This is a genomic window from Acinetobacter sp. YH12070 (genome assembly GCF_013419625.1).
In the GTDB taxonomy this organism is placed as follows: Bacteria; Pseudomonadota; Gammaproteobacteria; order Pseudomonadales; family Moraxellaceae; genus Acinetobacter; species Acinetobacter amyesii.
The window spans coordinates 17,508-34,358 of sequence record NZ_VOZT01000004.1 but is presented as its reverse complement, the minus strand read 5'-3'; the positions used below and the strand labels follow the sequence as shown (position 1 = coordinate 34,358).

15 protein-coding genes and 1 riboswitch are annotated in these 16,851 nt (G+C 41.5%); of the genes, 7 read left to right on the top strand and 8 right to left on the bottom strand.

What is annotated here, in order from left to right; translation table 11 throughout:
• Positions 1-21: 21 nt before the first annotated feature.
• The 4 genes from cpdA to FTU17_RS02100 form a co-directional block, all read right to left on the bottom strand.
• Positions 22-825: a 3',5'-cyclic-AMP phosphodiesterase gene (cpdA, locus tag FTU17_RS02115; RefSeq protein WP_180105641.1), complete on the bottom strand. Its 804-nt coding sequence runs from the start codon at positions 823-825 to the stop codon at positions 22-24.
• Between the two features lie 10 nt (positions 826-835).
• Positions 836-1,456, bottom strand: coding sequence for an NUDIX domain-containing protein (locus FTU17_RS02110; RefSeq protein ID WP_180134593.1), 621 nt, complete (start codon positions 1,454-1,456; stop codon positions 836-838).
• 76 nt (positions 1,457-1,532) lie between these two features.
• Positions 1,533-3,428, bottom strand: coding sequence for a phosphomethylpyrimidine synthase ThiC (gene thiC, locus FTU17_RS02105; protein WP_180134592.1), 1,896 nt, complete (start codon positions 3,426-3,428; stop codon positions 1,533-1,535).
• A 116-nt stretch (positions 3,429-3,544) separates the two neighbouring features.
• A riboswitch (TPP riboswitch) is annotated at positions 3,545-3,671 on the bottom strand.
• 102 nt (positions 3,672-3,773) lie between these two features.
• Positions 3,774-4,760 carry a hypothetical protein gene (locus FTU17_RS02100; RefSeq protein WP_180004716.1) on the bottom strand — a complete coding sequence of 329 codons (987 nt, stop codon included), beginning with the start codon at positions 4,758-4,760 and terminating at the stop codon, positions 3,774-3,776.
• Positions 4,761-5,074: 314 nt separating this feature from the next.
• Here FTU17_RS02100 and FTU17_RS02095 point away from each other — a divergent pair, with 314 nt between their 5' ends.
• Complete coding sequence (locus tag FTU17_RS02095) at positions 5,075-6,430, top strand: TolC family outer membrane protein (protein WP_180134591.1); 1,356 nt, start codon at positions 5,075-5,077, stop codon at positions 6,428-6,430.
• An 83-nt stretch (positions 6,431-6,513) separates the two neighbouring features.
• Positions 6,514-7,230, top strand: a complete 717-nt coding sequence (gene phoU / locus FTU17_RS02090; protein ID WP_078189433.1) for a phosphate signaling complex protein PhoU — start codon at positions 6,514-6,516, stop codon at positions 7,228-7,230.
• Positions 7,231-7,288: 58 nt separating this feature from the next.
• On the opposite strand, the gene FTU17_RS02085 is transcribed toward phoU, so the two are convergent.
• Positions 7,289-9,085: an ABC transporter ATP-binding protein gene (locus FTU17_RS02085; protein WP_180105642.1), complete on the bottom strand. Its 1,797-nt coding sequence runs from the start codon at positions 9,083-9,085 to the stop codon at positions 7,289-7,291.
• Between the two features lie 172 nt (positions 9,086-9,257).
• On the opposite strand from FTU17_RS02085, the gene FTU17_RS02080 reads away from it, so the two are divergent.
• A complete protein-coding gene (locus FTU17_RS02080) occupies positions 9,258-9,884 on the top strand; it encodes an alpha-ketoglutarate-dependent dioxygenase AlkB (RefSeq protein WP_078192573.1) in 627 nt (208 codons plus the stop codon).
• A gap of 230 nt (positions 9,885-10,114) precedes the next feature.
• Here the strand turns inward: FTU17_RS02080 and FTU17_RS02075 are convergent, their stop codons facing one another.
• Positions 10,115-10,891, bottom strand: coding sequence for an IclR family transcriptional regulator (locus FTU17_RS02075; RefSeq protein ID WP_180062785.1), 777 nt, complete (start codon positions 10,889-10,891; stop codon positions 10,115-10,117).
• Between the two features lie 465 nt (positions 10,892-11,356).
• Between FTU17_RS02075 and FTU17_RS02070 the strand changes: the two genes are divergently transcribed.
• The 3 genes from FTU17_RS02070 to FTU17_RS02060 are packed head-to-tail and all read left to right on the top strand — an operon-like array spanning position 11,357 to position 14,693.
• Positions 11,357-13,456 (top strand): FUSC family protein, encoded by a 2,100-nt coding sequence (locus FTU17_RS02070; protein ID WP_180134590.1) that lies wholly within the window; start codon positions 11,357-11,359, stop codon positions 13,454-13,456.
• Entirely contained in the window at positions 13,449-13,655 is a 207-nt protein-coding gene (locus tag FTU17_RS02065; RefSeq protein ID WP_180004682.1) for a DUF1656 domain-containing protein, read from the top strand. The genes FTU17_RS02070 and FTU17_RS02065 overlap by 8 nt, the downstream gene beginning before the upstream one ends.
• Positions 13,656-13,688: 33 nt before the next feature.
• Positions 13,689-14,693: an HlyD family secretion protein gene (locus FTU17_RS02060; protein ID WP_180134589.1), complete on the top strand. Its 1,005-nt coding sequence runs from the start codon at positions 13,689-13,691 to the stop codon at positions 14,691-14,693.
• A 105-nt stretch (positions 14,694-14,798) separates the two neighbouring features.
• On the opposite strand, the gene ruvX is transcribed toward FTU17_RS02060, so the two are convergent.
• Both ruvX and FTU17_RS02050 read right to left on the bottom strand, forming a co-directional pair.
• Positions 14,799-15,242: a Holliday junction resolvase RuvX gene (gene ruvX / locus FTU17_RS02055; protein WP_078192570.1), complete on the bottom strand. Its 444-nt coding sequence runs from the start codon at positions 15,240-15,242 to the stop codon at positions 14,799-14,801.
• On the bottom strand, positions 15,235-15,789 hold the full coding sequence (locus FTU17_RS02050) for a YqgE/AlgH family protein (protein ID WP_078189425.1): 555 nt from the start codon (positions 15,787-15,789) through the stop codon (positions 15,235-15,237). Before FTU17_RS02050 ends, ruvX begins: the two co-directional genes overlap by 8 nt.
• Positions 15,790-16,097: 308 nt before the next feature.
• On the opposite strand from FTU17_RS02050, the gene FTU17_RS02045 reads away from it, so the two are divergent.
• Positions 16,098-16,823: a hypothetical protein gene (locus tag FTU17_RS02045; RefSeq protein ID WP_180134588.1), complete on the top strand. Its 726-nt coding sequence runs from the start codon at positions 16,098-16,100 to the stop codon at positions 16,821-16,823.
• Positions 16,824-16,851: the final 28 nt, after the last annotated feature.

Sequence of the window (16,851 nt, the reverse complement as noted above, 5' to 3'; positions counted from 1 at the left end):
CAAAAAAATCAAATTGAAAAGTTAATAACCTGAAATTTCAACATTAATTTGAGGTTGTTTCAATTTGACCCGAACAACTTCCGTTTTAAATTCACCATTATCATTCAGATAGAGTGCACGATACCCTGGTAAAGCTTCATCTAAGGCAAAATTTTCACTATGTGGTTTGAACTGAACACTGGTCGAAGGTGTCGATAAAAACTGAATATTGCGCCATTGATTAGACGAGTCTTGATGTACGTGTCCGCACAGTACAATTTTGACATTGTCATGGCGTGAAAGCACATCCATCAGATGTTCAGCATTTTTTAATTTGTGCTGATCTATCCAATGCGATTGCATGGCAAAAGGGTGGTGGTGGCATGCCACAATGATGTGTTGCTGTGGGTGTGCTGTGAGCAACTGATCTAATTGTTCTAGCTGCTGTTGTGATACCCAACCATCGACTTTTCCTTTGACCGCACTGTTCAGTAAAATCAGACACCAATTGCCTAATGCGATGCAGTGAGCCCGATCTTCCTGTTGATGAAATGGGAAGCAAGACGCTTCGTCATGGTTCCCCGGAATCTGATAAAACGGAAACGGCTGCTGTTGCATATATTCGCGATAACGCGCATAGGTGCGCTCTACCGGCACTTGTGCAAGATCGCCAGTATGGACAAGCGTATCGATGTGATGATGGTTCAACTGAATTTGTTGAATCACATCGTGAAAACTCTGCTCTGGATTCATGCGGACAAACTCAAGATCTTCCTGATCCATTAAATGTGTGTCCGAGATCTGGATCAGTGTCCAGTCGTATTGTGGTGTGTCTCTTAAAGTCATGTCCTTCCCCTTAGACATTCCTTGTAGTATGTATTTGTTGTTGTAACCATTGCAAGGCCATAATGACAGGTGCGTTTTTTAGCCGACCATTGGTTAATAATTCAGGAATATCAGCATAGTTTAAGATATGCAATTGAATATTTTCTCCCTCATCAGGCATGCCAAAGACTCCTCCATGTTCGGGCAGTTCAGCTTCAGCACTATAAAGGTGGAATAATTCAGCACAGGCACCCGCAGAGGGATAAAAACTAAATAAATGCTGTAGTGCATCTAATTCACAGCCTGATTCTTCCAAACTTTCACGACGGATACAGCTTTCAGCAGATTCATCACCATCGAGCACGCCGGCAATGATCTCTAGTTGCCATGGCGAAGTTTCATCATCAATCGCCCCAATGCGGAATTGTTCAATTAAGGCAAATTTTTGTTGTTGATGGCTATAAATCAGTACACCTGCTGCTTCAGGACGATGAATCAATTCACGCTGAATGGTTGGAATCATGTTGTCTTGATGGAATAAGCGGTGTCGAAGCAGAACTTTTTCAACTTGAATAAAGCCTTTATAAAGATGTTCACGCCCTTCAATGCTGTAATCTTTTTTGTTATATGTGGCCTGTTTAATAATATTCATAAGCGCTAATTAGGATGAAATCTTCCATTTCATCCTAACCGAGATTTTGTTGAATACAAAAGATTTTTTTTAAGCTTTACACTTTATGGTACAACTTTTGACCATGTTCATGATAGGCCGCTTTCATGCTCTGTAAACCTGTTTCAATTTCAGGATTAGATTCTGAAGAAGGCTGCATATCTTGCTGATTTTTTGCATAATCTCTCACATTTTGTGTGATTTTCATTGAGCAAAATTTAGGTCCACACATGGAACAAAAATGGGCCGATTTATGTGCTTCTTTCGGCATGGTTTCATCATGCATGCTGCGCGCTGTATCAGGGTCTAAGCTCAGATTAAATTGGTCTTCCCAGCGGAATTCAAAGCGTGCTTTCGACAATGCATTATCACGGGCCTGCGCACCGGGATGACCTTTGGCAAGGTCTGCGGCATGGGCTGCAATTTTGTAGGTGATAATGCCGTCTTTGACGTCTTTTTTATCTGGTAAACCAAGGTGCTCTTTCGGGGTCACATAACACAGCATCGCGGTGCCATACCAACCAATCATTGCTGCACCAATCGCAGAGGTAATGTGGTCATAGCCCGGCGCAATATCAGTGGTGAGTGGTCCAAGGGTATAGAAAGGTGCTTCTTTGCAAACCTCTAGCTGTAGATCCATATTTTCTTTGATCATGTGCATTGGGACGTGGCCTGGACCTTCAATCATGACTTGCACATCATGCTCCCATGCACGGTGAGTCAATTCACCTAAGGTGCGTAATTCACTAAATTGGGCTTCATCGTTGGCATCTTGAATACAGCCCGGACGTAAACCATCACCTAAACTGAATGACACATCATAGGCTTTCATGATTTCGCAGATTTCATCAAAATGCGTATACAGGAAGTTTTCTTCATGATGCGCTAAGCACCACTGCGCCATGATGGATCCGCCACGTGACACAATCCCTGTTAAACGGTTGGCGGTGAGTGGAACATAACGAAGCAGCACGCCTGCGTGAATCGTAAAGTAATCGACACCTTGCTCTGCTTGTTCAATCAGTGTGTCTTTGAAAATTTCCCAGGTTAAGTCTTCTGCGACACCGTCAACTTTTTCTAAAGCATGGTAAATCGGTACGGTGCCAATGGGTACAGGTGAGTTGCGAATAATCCATTCTCGGGTTTCATGGATATTTTTACCTGTCGATAAATCCATAATGGTGTCAGCGCCCCAACGAGTTGCCCACGTCATTTTTGCCACTTCTTCATCAATGCTTGAGCCGAGCGCTGAGTTACCAATGTTGGCATTGATTTTCACCAAGAAGTTACGACCAATAATCATCGGTTCACATTCAGGATGGTTAATGTTGGCAGGGATAATGGCACGACCTTCAGCCACTTCTTGACGTACAAATTCAGGCGTGATTTCAGTTAAATTACGGGCGCCAAAATTTTGACCGGCATGTTGGCGCATATCAACACCTTCACGCTGACGTTGATTTTCACGAATCGCAATGTATTCCATTTCAGGGGTGATGATGCCTTGTTTGGCATAGTGCATTTGAGAGACATTGTGTCCACGACGAGCACGACGCGGTTTTGAAATATGCGCAAAACGAATCTCTGCAGTACGAATATCTCGAAGACGTTCTTGCCCAAATTTTGAAGTTAAGGTATCGAGTATTTCCGTATCATTTCGAGACTCAATCCAAGATTCACGGACATTGGGTAGACCTTGATTCAGGTCAATTTGAATATTGGGGTCGGTATAAGCACCAGAGGTGTCATAGACCATAATGGGCAGATTTTTTTCTCCACCCAGACCTGTAGGCGTATCTGTAAGGCTAATCTCACGCATTGGTACGCGAATATCAGGACGTGAGCCTTGTATATAGACTTTCTTTGATGCAGGGAGAATACGAGTGAGATCTTTAGCATCTTGTTCATGTTGAGCAGCGCGATCTGAAGCGGTGAGATTCGTTAATTGGTTCATTGCAATGATCCTTATGAATGACATCAACGAATCAAGCACGACCAAAAACGTGGCGGTTTATCTGATGGATTCACCTGAAAATAAAGGCGTAACACCAAGAGATAAGAAGGGCTTAAGTTTTTAGATGGCTTGATTCCTACGCAGGTATTAACCTGATCAGGTTCAACGGTACTCATCCTTAAATTTAGCGAACTAAATTTAGATGATCTCAGCAGGAAATTACCTGCGCTCCGTCAAGCTTTGTGCGGATACTAGCATGAAGGCTGTTTTAAAACAGTGTTATTTTTCATCAATTTTGCTGTGCAGAATTTTGGCTAGGCTCGTGTGCAATTGATTTGGATTTTGCTAAGTAGAGGACTGATTTACACAGATGGCGTCGCTAAAACAGTCTTTCTTATAATGCGGATCAGGATTACGGACACCAATTAAATTCAACAACTGCGCTTCTGATCGCTGATTAGATGCAGCAGTATTTTGATCTAATAATTTTAAAAATAAACGCGCCTGATCTGCCAATTTGGAGTTTTTTAATTGAGCCAAGCGTTCAATTTCTTCTAAAGAACTGGCTTGAATACTGAGGCGGTCTGAAAAGTCATTGGAAACTGGACTATGTGCCGAACCAATAAATAACAACTGACTATATTGATATAGTAATTGTTGTGCATCTTTTTTGTATGGGCTATCTGGATATTGCTTGAGATAGTCTTCCCAAAAAATTGCACGTGTAGCAATCTCTTGCGGCTCAATGGCTAAACTTTGTTGCAACAAGGCAGGTTGTGCATTTTGTTCAGCCAGTTTTTCAATAAAGACTTGCTCAGATTCTTCCATATACGGCGCAAAAATTTTGGCTAAATATTCAGGACTACGGCGATAGCGTAATTGTCCTTCACCTGCATCGAACAATTCCACATAGGCTTGGCCTTTATGTTTCAGTAAATACTGATCTCGGGCGGTGAGCTGTTCATAATGATTTTGTTGAATGGTCGGATGCTGAGCCATATCAAAAGCAAATTGTTCGAATGCCATTTGCTGTTGAGCTGTACGTTCAACATGTAAAAAGTTGCGATACATTTGATTGGACAAGCGCAGTAATTTTTTTTGTTCGTCCGCTTTTAACAGCGGCAAGCAGACTTTGAGATCTTGGTTGATTTGTTCTAAAGCAAAAGTTGTGCGTTGATCGTCTATTTCCAGCATATTTTTTTCAAGTTTTTTGCACAGCAAAGACAAATCGACTGCTTCTTTTTGAACAGTCTTATTGTTGGGAAACTCTGGTGCAGGTTGTGGTTCAGGTTGTTGTTGGCATCCATTCAACATACTGAAACATAAAAACATTGCACTAAACTTTGCAGGCAGCTGAAAAATTTTTGACACTGGAACTCGATGCGCTATAGAAGTGGTATTGTCCGATGGAATGTCGACTATTCTATAGATGAAACACGCGCAATATGTGTACTATTGTACAGTTCTTTGTTATAGCGTTGTGAGTAATGTCCGAAAACGACTTAAATTATCTGGTTTTGTCGCATTTGATATAAAAAATTAATAAAAATCATACGGAAATTTGCAAGGATATGATTAGTATCTGCTTAGTTTTAGGCTTGAATATTCAATCTCGGGTATTTGAATATTAGGAATTTACAAAAAAAATGAACAAAAAAGTTGTGGTGGGTCTTTGTTTACTTTTCACGAGTCAGTGGGCGTGTGCGCTAGATCTTGTGCAAGCTTATGAACGTGCAAAACAAGAAGACCCCAATTGGCAAGCCAATAAACTACAATATGAAGCGGATAAATTGAATTTGGGGATTGCCAATGGGAACTTACTCCCGACGGTAACAATCTCCGGAAATGTGACCCGAAAAAATCAAAATTCCAACCAAAGCGGCGCTCAAGCCGGGCTGATCATGCCAGACAGCACCACAACAAGACAAATTGCGCTCACTGCCCGTCAGCCCATTTTTCGTTGGGATGCATGGGAAGGGCTGAAGCAAGTAAAGACCTCGATTAATTTAAGTGAAATTAATCTGCGGATTCAAAAACAAGATCATATTTTAAATGTCTCTGAAGCTTATTTTAATGTTCTACGCCAGCAAGCATTGACGGTTGCCAACCTACAAGAAGAACAGGCGCTATCTGAACAGCTGCGCATGATGAATGGCAAATTAAAAGAAGGCCTAGTGGCAAAAAGTGATGTCAGTGAAGCCAATGCACAATATCAAAATGCACGGGCAAACCGCATGGCAACCAATGTTCAATTGGTTTTGGCGCAGGAACAATTACAGCAATTGATTGGGCTATATCGAGAAAATTTGGCGGTGTTACGTGAAGATTTTCAGTTTGAAAAACCGATTCCAAACAATGTACAAGCGTGGGAAGAACTGGCTCAGGGACAGAACCTAGGTATTTTACAAGCGCGTATGCAACAACGTTATGCGGAAGATGGTAAACGCGTTGAAAAGGCCGCCTTATATCCTCAGATTGAAGCGGTAGGGACCTATGGGTATAACAAGCAAAGTCCACAATCCATCATGTCGCAAGATGGTCAATTTGATCAGGTGGGGATTGAAATGAACTGGAATGTGTTTAATGGTGGACGGACACAGAAATCCATTAAGCAAGCGGCGATCAATGTTGAAAAAAGCCAAGCACAGGTGGATGCAGCAATTCGAAAAGCACAAACCGATGTAAAAAAATCTTATATGCAAGTCGAAACGGATCAAAGTAAATTACAGGCACGTAAAGCCGCGATGGATTCTTCCGCGCAAGTGTCATTGGCCTCACAAGCCCAGTATCAGGAAGGTCTGAAAACCATGGTTGATGTGCTGCTGGCACAGCGTAATGCCTTTTCAGCCCGTCAAGATTATTTAAATTCCAAGTACGATTATTTAATACATGTATTGCAACTCAAAGCCTCTGTTGGGAAATTAACGGAAGCTGATTTAGTGGAAATGAATGCGTGGTTGGTCGATCAGAAAAATCAGCCATCGATCCTACTAAAGAAATAATCCATGGTCATAAAAGTTTCACAATCAATATGCTTTAATATGGCACTAAAATCTGCCGATTCACGTTGTAGTGGAGACTCGCTTTGCCTAATAATCCTGTTTTAAACCATCATATTTCTTCGCAATTCAATGAAGAGTTGCAGGATGTGCATACCAAATTTATGACCATGGGTGGTTTAGTGGAGCAGCAGGTTGCAAATGCCATTCATGCCTTATTGGATACGGATGCAACAATGGCGATTGATGTTCAATTTCAAGACAATACGGTGAACCGTATGGAAACTGAAATTGATGAAGCGCTTACCCTAATTTTGGCGCGTCGTCATCCTGCTGCAATTGATCTACGCATGGTGATTGCGATGTCGAAAGCCAACACCGATTTAGAACGGATTGGTGATGAAGCGGCAAAAATTGCCCGTATTGCACAAAGCTTGTGTGAAGAGGGGGGTTCACCGCGTGGCTATATGGAAACACGTCATATTGGCAACCAAGTCCGCGTGATGATTCATGATGCGCTCGATGCCTTTGCACGTTTGGATGTAGATCAGGCTTTACGTGTCCTTTTGGCCGATGCTGATATTGACCGCGAGTATCAATCGGCAACCCGTACCCTCATGACGTATATGATAGAAGATCCACGCCATATTACTCGGGTGATGAATGTACTTTGGGTGCTGCGTTCACTTGAACGTATTGGTGACCATGCTCGAAATATCTCTGAACAGGTGATTTATATGGTGAAAGGTCTAGATGTCCGTCACACCAGTGTTGAAGAAATTGAGCAAAAAGTTCAGCGTTAATTGAATAAAACAAATATGAACGAAGCCCATCAAACGATGGGCTTTTTTCGGTCTAAAATTAACTATGTGTTTCTTCGTCTTCCTCAAAAGTCCGGGCAATTTTGTCAATATTTAAACTTTTCGCCATCGCATCGAAGATTTGCTTATAGGCACCTTCTTGATGGTACAAATCATGATGCTCCCCGTGTTCTACGATTTGTCCGTCTTTCATCACATAGGTGTAATCGGCATCGATAATTTGCGACAAACTATGTGAAATCATGATGACGGTACGCCCTTGTTTAATTTGATCCAGACTATTTTTAATTTGTTCAGCAGCGATCGCGTCTAAACTAGCCGTCGGTTCGTCCAAGAAAATAATCGGTGGATTTTTCAGGAACATGCGTGCTAAGGCAATGCGCTGTTGTTGTCCACCCGAAAGCAGTAGGGCATCGGCTTCATAGGCATGTGGAAGTTTTAAGATCTGATCATGGATCGAGGCTTTTCGTGCTGCATCAAAGACTTCTTGCTCTGTGGCTGTACTTTTGCCATAGCGAATATTTTCAAAAATTGAACCTGGGAAAATATGATTTTTTTGTAAAACCAAACCAATATTTTCACGTAAATACTGCGTATCAATTTGTTCTAGGTCGATGCCATCGAGTTTGATATTGCCCGCTTGAGGATGATAAAACTTATCTAATAAGCTAATTAATGTCGATTTACCAGCGCCAGATAAACCAACCAATGCGGTGATTTTATTCGGTTGGATGGTCATGTTGATGCGGTGCAATGCCTGAAAACCATTGGGATAGCTAAAGTCGACATTGCTCAATTCAAATTGACCTTGAATCGTAGGTTGGGCAGTGCCACTGGTTTCAATTTCATGATCCGCTTCTAAGATATTAAAGAAGCTTTCCGAATAAATCATCGCAGAGTTAATTTCATCATAGATACGATGCAGCGAGCGAATAGGGGCAGAGACGTTATTAAATAACAACACGTGATACATAATCATCCCGATACTCATTTGCCCATCCAAAACAAAATAGGCTGTCAGAATGATGATCAGTACCACACCGACCTGTTCGATAAAGGTTTTGAGTCCGTCAAAGATATAACTGGTTTGCCGTGTCTGCATTTGGTTTTCAGTCAGCGACTTTTGCAGATTTAATTGTTTTTTCGATTCGACGGCTTCTTTGTTAAAAGATTTAATGACCGTTATCGAATTGATAATACTCAGAATACCCTGATTTTTCTTTTCAAAATTATCGCGTAGGGCACGGCGTTTGCCTGCCAGTTTTTGTGATTGTTTGAAGGTCAGCCAAAAATAAATCGGCACGATAATTGTGGCCACCACACCAACCCAAACATTGGCATAATACATTAAGCCCAGTGCAATAATGGCACTGGTAAATAATGGTAAAATATCAATAAAAAAGATTTGAACCAATCGTGTGAGCGAGCTGACACCCCGATCAATTCGAGTTTGGAGCTTACCTGCTTGGTTGTCTTGTTGATCGAAGAATGCCAATCGATAGGTGATAAATTTTTCAATAATGCCTTGGGACAAATCCTGAGAAATTAAAATACGTAACTTTTCACCAAACGATTTTTGTCCAAATTGCACGATGGCATTGATGACTTCTTTTCCTAGTAAGACCACGCTGATGGTGATTAATATATGCCAACCATTGGCTAGACCGAGACCTTGTTGCAAAAGCTGATTGATGCTGTCTACGGCATATTTGAGTGTCAGGGCATTTACCTGTGCCGTAAGTGAGCCAATTAAGGTCAAGATCAGCGTCACGACCACCAGCCAGCGGTATGGCTGTACGAATGGGCGTAGTTTTTGGAAAAGTTGCCACAGATTCATAAGCAATTATTTTTATTGTGAATATGAGCTTTAGTCTAAGACTGAAAATTCTATGCGACAAGTAATGACAATGTTTTGATTTGTGACGAGAGTTTTTCGGCTAAGATATTTTTTAAATGTGCTCACGACATCAGCATCACGCTGCTGTGCCAAACAGTGTTGAGTTGAACCGATGAATTTTGAATTATTTACGCCTGAACCGCATGCAAATCTGTTGCCCTATGATGGTGAAGTTGAAGATTATGGATTGATCTTCAATGCTGAAGACAGTGAAAAATATTTACGCTATTTCCTCACGCAGTTGGCTTGGCAGCATGATGAAGTCATTTTGCATGGACAGTATTTTCAAACGGAACGAAAAGTGGTTTGGTATGGAGATGCTCATTATGAGTATCACTATTCAGGCATGCAAAAGCAGGCATTGATCTGGAATCCGGCTTTACTGCGCTTAAAGAAATATATTGAGCAACGGGTGGGTCAGACGTTTAATTCCTGTTTGGCCAATTTATACGAAAATGGTACGCAAGCGGTGGGGTGGCATAGTGATGATGAGCCATCTTTGCTTTCACCCACACAGCAGGTGGTGATCGCATCTTTGAGTTTTGGTGCAAGCCGAAAGTTTTGCTTTAAACATAAAAGCACTCAAGAGAAAGTACAGCTTTTACTGCAAAGTGGACAGTTGATTGTGATGCGTGGGAAAACCCAACGGTATTGGAAACATGCCCTAATGAAGTCGATGAAAGTGACCGAGCCGAGGGTGAATTTAACCTTTCGTTATTTCTATGATCAACAGCCGTAAAAAAAGCCCATATCTAGATGAGCTTTTTTCTTTCTCTGAGGAAGAGTATAGCGACAATCAACTGAAATCATGGAACACATGGCTGAGATGACTGCTAAAGAACAATAATCATATTATGATAATTTATCCAATATTTATAATTAATAAATTCAATTAATAATATGGGTTTATCAGATTAATTAAATATCATCTTTACAACATCGCATCAGTTGTGCGCAATCTGATCAGATTTAAATGGCGTCCGATTCTTCCATCATACTGCTGTATTTTTTCTCAATACGCGCTGTACAGTCTTGCATCATTTCTACGACTTTTTGAAAATTCATAAATTCAAAACGATTTTTAGACGCCAATAGGGTCAAAGCAAGCGGGGGTTCTTTACTGGAAAATTTAATCGGAATCGATAAGCTCGACATATTCGGGTCAACTTCACCATTGGAAAAATAATAACCCTGCTTTTTAATCTTTTTCATTTGCAGCATAAATTCTTCTTCATTATGCGCAAAACCAACTTGAGATAACTCGTCCGCAAAACGGTGGTAATAATCTAAAATCCGTTGCTTAGGTAACTGCGACAAAATCACTTTAGACGATGAGCCTTTGTACATTGGACGTGGGCTACCTCGACCATATGCCAAGGCAGTATAGTCCTTATACAGTTCATGATGTACATCAATACATGAGTCGATATTCAGATGCGTCAATAAGCAACAAGACTCTGTGCGTTCCACAATTTCTTTCATGAAGGGAATGCTAATTTGCACCAATGGATCGGTGGTGCGAGAAATAAAATCAAGCACAGCAATTTTTGAACCCAGTGTGTAATCGCCAGAAGTCCCACTGAGGCGCTGCAATAATTCAGCAGAAACCAGTTCTTTTAAATAGCGATAGCTCGTTGGTTTAGATAAGCCTAATTCTTCACTAATAATGTCGACATTGATGATGGGACGAGCAACTGAAAATAAGTCGAGTACGGTGAGAATTTTACCAAAACTGGAAAGCGCCATAAGAACCTGCTTGGTCACAATAAAAAATGAATCGTTAAGTTACTTTATAACAAATTGCTCGGCCTGATGTTGCGCTTTTCTACATTGGAAATGAAACAAATCTGAAATATCTCAGGGTTTCTTAGGGCATCCTGATAAAAGCATAAGAAAAACTTAAAATATGCATTTAAAATATAGTTAAATTATCAAAATAAGATATTTATATTGACTATTATTTATTTTTTTAGCAAAATTGCTATGAAAATATCCTATATTGAATAAATATTGCCCCATATGTTCGATGCGCAGGCAATGTTGCACATTACTTTTTGTATTCAAATGGTTTGAAATACGATTTGAATCGCTTCTTTACTTATTGAAATTTCTAGTCATTCCTGTGCCGTGATACAGGTTGTGCTGTCGAATGTTTAAGCATTCGATACGAGGTCGTTTTCACTAAAAAGAAGCAAACCACCGAGATCCATCATGCTGCTGACGAAACAAATACTCGCTTTTCGGCCCAATAAAATGGACTGGATTTTTGCGACCAAAACGTTCATCGCGGGCATGTTGGCATTGTATGTGGCCTTTGTACTGAATTTGGCTTATCCGATTTGGGCGATTGGCACCGTTTTCGTGATCGCGAATCCATATTCAGGCATGACGTCTTCAAAAAGTTTGTATCGTGTATTAGGGACGTTCTTAGGGGCGGCCGTGTCGGTGGTGGCACTGCCACATCTCATCCACATGCCTGTACTGTTTACGGTGTTTTTAGCGGTTTGGGTTGGGTTTTGCCTGTATTTGTCATTGCTAGACCGCACGCCTCGTAGTTATGTTTCCATGTTGGCGGGTTATACCACGGTCATTATCTGTTTTAACGTGGTGTATTTTATTGATACTGCTTCGATTTTCGATATGGCCTTGGGGCGTTTTCTCGAAATTACGGTGGGTGTGGTCTGTAGTGCCATCGTGACCACGACATTATTTCCAATGCATATTGGCCCTGCCGTCGAAACACGGGTGAGCAAAACCTTTGCCGATACCAAAGAAATTTTTGATCAGATTTTATTAGAGCCTGCCGAGCTAAAAAATTATTCTAAAAATCTCGGCAATATTGCACGAGATATCGCCGATATACATGTCATGGCGGTGCATTTGTCTTATGAAAAATCCACCTTAAAAGGCATGACACGTCCGTTGCAGGAAATCTTGCATCAGTTGAGTTTGTTGGTCAGCAACTTGGTGGCCATGTCTGAACGGATGAAACAATTAGATGGTCTGGATGCAAATTATCGGACGGCACTCAAGCAAGCCCATGAACATATTGCCGCGTTTTTATTAGATCAACATCAGATTGAGGAAAGTGAACTCAATCAATTGCCTGAACAGTTTGAGCAAGATTTTCAACACATTCAGGCACAGGCATTGCCATCACAACAGGTGATTTTAGGTAGTCTAAAAATGGATATTCGGCATTTTATTCAGAATATTCGTGCGATTCGCTTGCTTTGGCAGGGGGTACAGCAAGGCGACTCCACTTTACCTGCCACACTGACCGCCTTGGGCAATAGTCATTATCCGACTTTGCATCGAGATGCAGGTGTTGCCATTCGTGGCGGGGTGTCCGCATGTTTGATTATTTTAATTTCTACGGGTTTTTGGATCGTTAGTGGTTGGAAAGCTGGATTTATGATGGCCGAAATGGCTGCAATCAGTGCTTGTATTTTAACTGCAATGGATAACCCTGTTCCTGCATTGAAAATGTTTATTCGCGCCAATATGTATGCGGCTTTCATGGTGTTCATCTACGCCAATGGCATTTTCCCGCATGTGACCGCTTTTTGGCAGTTGATCGTGGTGTTAGCACCGTTTGTGATGTTCTGTCTGATGCTATTTTTACATCCGCCTTTGGTCGGGATCAGCTTGCCGCTTTTGATGGGCACCATCATGGGGCTGAATTTTCAAAACCGCTTTAGCCTTGATCAGGTGTTTTTCTTCGATGCATCGATTGGGACGGTTTTGGGACCCATTATTTCGGTGTTTATTATTCATTTAGTGCGTGCGATGTCACCGGATATGACGGCCCAACGCATACTTTCACAGCATTACAAAGCACTGCGTCAGGCATTATATCTGCCGTATGGCTTACCGTTTCGGGTGCATTTACGCAGTATGTTGGACCGAATCGGCATCCTAAACAGCAAAATGGTGCAATCAGGGAATTTAAAACAACAGATCGAGTGGGCTTTGGTGGAAGCCAGTGCTGTGATTGATTTAACCCGCTTGCAAGAACTCATGAATAAACTCGATCCGAATGATGCACTGGTCAGCGAACTCGAAGAGTTACAACAAGATTTAGATGACTATTTTCGGGCCATGGAACAAGGGCAAAAGAATGTGTCTATGAGCTTGAAACAGCAAATTGTAGAGCGAATTCAACGATTGAATCAGGCTGTTCAGGGTGTGGAAAACGATGATGTTATGCATCGAATTCAGTATTCGCTGAACAATATTCAAAGCAGTTTGTGTCATGTCCTAACACAGCAAACACCAGATAATTTACAGGTCGAGGCACAACATGGGTGAGCTAAATGTATATGGCGTCTATGTGCCCATTCTATTGATTCAAGCGGTATTGGCCTATCTGTTATTGCGGGTCATCATGCGTTTGCTTGACCGATGGATGGCGCCAGATTGGGTGCCGATGCTCAATATTTTTTATTTGGGTGTATTTGTGATGTTGCTTTGGCTGGTGCATGAAATCTTTATTTTCTGCCAGTTCTAAGCCCCTAAAAAATGAAATGATTGAGGTAATCGTATGACCCATTTGAATGTCCGAAAATATGTTCGGCCTGTATTGTTGATAATCGTGCTATGCGGTGCATTACTTGCGCTGAAACATATTTGGGACTATTACAATTCGGAACCATGGACGCGTGATGGACGGGTACGTGGTGACGTGATTCAAGTGTCATCGGATGTTTCAGGTTTGGTCACAGACGTTTTAGTTCAAGACAACCAACAAGTGAAAAAAGGCCAAGTGCTGTTTCGTATAGATGTGGCACGTCAAGCTTTGGATGTTGAGCAAGCCAAATCTGACTTGGCGAAAGCCAAAGCAGGACTGGCAGGGGCTGAAGCGCAGCTTGCTGAAGCTAAAGCCAATCTAGTGAAGTCACAAGCCAATATTAATCTTGCAGATAAAAATGCAAATCGTTATGCAAGTTTGATGGACGGTGCGATTTCAAAACAAGAACAAGATCAAATGTTTGCAGTACGTGATCAATCACATGCAGAGCATGAACAAACTCAGGCAGCGATTGAACAAGCCAAAGCCAGTGTGGTGCAGCAAAAAGCCCTGATTGAAGCGGCGAATAGCAGTTTGCATTTGGCTGAATTGAATTTAAACCGTTCGGAAGTGGTTGCACCGACTGATGGAACATTGTCTAACTTTGAACTCAAAGCAGGGAATTACGTCAAAGTCGGCCAAGCCGTAGCGGCCTTAATTGACCGTCAACAATTGTATGTTGTGGGATATTTTGAAGAAACCAAACTGGATAAAATCTATGTTGGCGCACCTGCAACAATCCAACTGATGGGAAGTTCTGAAGTTTATAAAGGCCATGTACAAGGCGTTGCAACAGGGATTGAAGACCGTGAACGTACATCGACTGATGGTTTACTGGCTAATGTCAATCCAACCTTTAGTTGGGTTCGTTTGGCACAGCGTGTACCAGTGAAAATTGTACTGGATGAAGTGCCGCATGATCAGCTGGCTTTTGTCGCGGGTCGAACCACCACGATTCATATTGTGGATAAAAACTAAGTTATCCCCAATCATTTCATTTGCGCAGCATTGAGTGATCAATCTTGCGCATAAAAAAGCATCCTTTTTCGGATGCTTTTTTATTTGCCTGTTTGTTGAAAGCGCTTAAGGTTTCAGTCCCACTGGATTTCGATACCAACTTTCAATAAATAATGCTGCAGCAAGGCTGTCGGCAGAAAGATTCTTCGCACGGCCTTGGGCTTGATAATGATCTAATTCATCACGCGCTTCACGTGTCGTTAAGCGTTCATCGACCATCAAGGTTTCAATATTGGTTTGGTGGCGAAGGCGTCGTGCAAATTTACGCGCACGTGTGGAGAGTTCAGATTCGCTATCATCCATATTGAGCGGTAGACCCACGATAAACAAATCCGGCTGATACTGTTTCACAATCTTGAGTAGATTATCCCAATTGGGAATGCCATCTTTCATGGGAAAGAGTGGTAGGGGATTTGCACTTTCAATCAGGGCTTGTCCTACAGCCATTCCTGTTTTTTGTGTGCCAAAGTCAAAGGCCATAATCATTTGATATTGTGGTAAATCAGGCATGTCCAATCTCAGATGATAACCACATGCGGTCTACCCCCATTTTTTTATAGGCAGCGTCCCAGCGGTCGTCATAAGGTAAGTTAAATATTAAATCCATGTCTGAGTCACAAATGAGCCAATCACCCCGAGCAATTTCTTCTTCTAATTGGCTTTTACCCCAACTGGCATAGCCTAGGGCCACCTGATAGCGACCCACACCTTCATTGTGTGCGATCGCATCTAAAATATCTTTAGAGGTGGTAATACAAACATTTTCACCTACAGCAATAGACGAATGCCATGTCGGTTGACCGGTATGAAGAACAAAACCTGCCTCTGGGCGCAAAGGTCCACCTTGCAACACTTCATGAGGATGCACATTATCTGCCTCAATTTCCAAATCATTCAAGAGTTCTTTGATCTGTAAACCTGATGGACGATTAATAATGATGCCTTGAGCGCCATCTTCATCATGTCGAGCCAAATAAATCACCGTATTGGCAAAGAATTCATCGTTCATTTCGGGTGGAGCAATCAGGCAGCGGTGTGTGAGGTATTGTTTAGTCACCTAATGGCTTCTCCTTATTGGGGTAAGTTTAATTTTTGGGGTGAATTGCATTCGAATAACGTTGTATTTATCAACATACTAGACTCACAAGTTTTCAACAATGAGTTTTTCTGCAAATTCAATATTTGTCATGCTCGACCGGTGAGGGGCATGATCAAAATCGTCATCGTGCAGGCAGGTCTGCAATGTGGTGAATTGTGAAGAGATGATTGGTGATTTGAACAACAGCAGTACAAAAGTGAGGAGAAGTTATACGTGATGGATGACTGAGATTGCTTAAAATAGCAGGATAAACTGAGGGTGCAACAATGACACATTTTTCAAAAATAATAGGGATGGCACTCTGTGCAAGCCTACCTATTTCAGGCTTTGCAGGAAGCGCTGACTTACAAAAACATGAATCTCAGGTGATTAAAAAATATAAAAACTTAAATTTTTATGAGGTCAATGCAGCGATAGAACGTGAAATTGTGGATGTCATTGCGGCAGATCCCAGCAGTTTTCACTACGGATTTACGCAACTGGAAAAGCAAGGTTTTGTTCATGTGCAATATTCTCCGGATAAAAAACTAAAATTTTATAGTTTTGATGTGTCTGGCGGAGGCACCATGGGGGAGTGGAGCAGCTATGTGCAATATGCAACGGGAAAAACGCAACATTTAGATCAATTTGACTCAGGCTATATCAATCAAATTTTACCGATCAACATCCAAAATAAAACCGTATATTTGGTGAAGAGTTATTATAAAGGTGATAATTGCAGTGGACTACATCATCTAAGAGCTGTTGAAGTTGGACCAAAACAGTTACTTAAATCTTATGTATTTCAACCTAAGCAAAAGAAACTAGATCAAATCTCGGTAGATTATGACTGCCATTATGAAACCGATCGTCGTAGCGGGAATGAATATCTCAAAATCAGTCCGAAACACGTGGATGTAATGTTACTCAATCAACAACATCAGCCGCAGTATAAATATTTACGCTATACCTTAGGCTCGAAAGCCTTTGTGTATCAGGGAATTGTCAAATAGTGTGTTTAAGAAAAAAGCCTGTGTAGTT

Bases quoted from the DNA above. Each gene is read 5' to 3' on its own strand.
- ruvX (WP_078192570.1), bottom strand. From the start codon at position 15,242: ATGCCTGATTTACCACAATATCAAATGATTATGGCCTTTGACTTTGGC.
- thiC (WP_180134592.1), bottom strand. From the start codon at position 3,428: ATGAACCAATTAACGAATCTCACCGCTTCAGATCGCGCTGCTCAACAT.
- FTU17_RS02045 (WP_180134588.1), top strand. From the start codon at position 16,098: ATGACACATTTTTCAAAAATAATAGGGATGGCACTCTGTGCAAGCCTA.
- FTU17_RS02110 (WP_180134593.1), bottom strand. From the start codon at position 1,456: ATGAATATTATTAAACAGGCCACATATAACAAAAAAGATTACAGCATT.
- cpdA (WP_180105641.1), bottom strand. From the start codon at position 825: ATGACTTTAAGAGACACACCACAATACGACTGGACACTGATCCAGATC.
- FTU17_RS02095 (WP_180134591.1), top strand. From the start codon at position 5,075: ATGAACAAAAAAGTTGTGGTGGGTCTTTGTTTACTTTTCACGAGTCAG.
- FTU17_RS02075 (WP_180062785.1), bottom strand. From the start codon at position 10,891: ATGGCGCTTTCCAGTTTTGGTAAAATTCTCACCGTACTCGACTTATTT.
- FTU17_RS02065 (WP_180004682.1), top strand. From the start codon at position 13,449: ATGGGTGAGCTAAATGTATATGGCGTCTATGTGCCCATTCTATTGATT.
- FTU17_RS02080 (WP_078192573.1), top strand. From the start codon at position 9,258: ATGAATTTTGAATTATTTACGCCTGAACCGCATGCAAATCTGTTGCCC.
- FTU17_RS02070 (WP_180134590.1), top strand. From the start codon at position 11,357: ATGCTGCTGACGAAACAAATACTCGCTTTTCGGCCCAATAAAATGGAC.
- FTU17_RS02060 (WP_180134589.1), top strand. From the start codon at position 13,689: ATGACCCATTTGAATGTCCGAAAATATGTTCGGCCTGTATTGTTGATA.
- FTU17_RS02085 (WP_180105642.1), bottom strand. From the start codon at position 9,085: ATGAATCTGTGGCAACTTTTCCAAAAACTACGCCCATTCGTACAGCCA.
- FTU17_RS02100 (WP_180004716.1), bottom strand. From the start codon at position 4,760: ATGTTTTTATGTTTCAGTATGTTGAATGGATGCCAACAACAACCTGAA.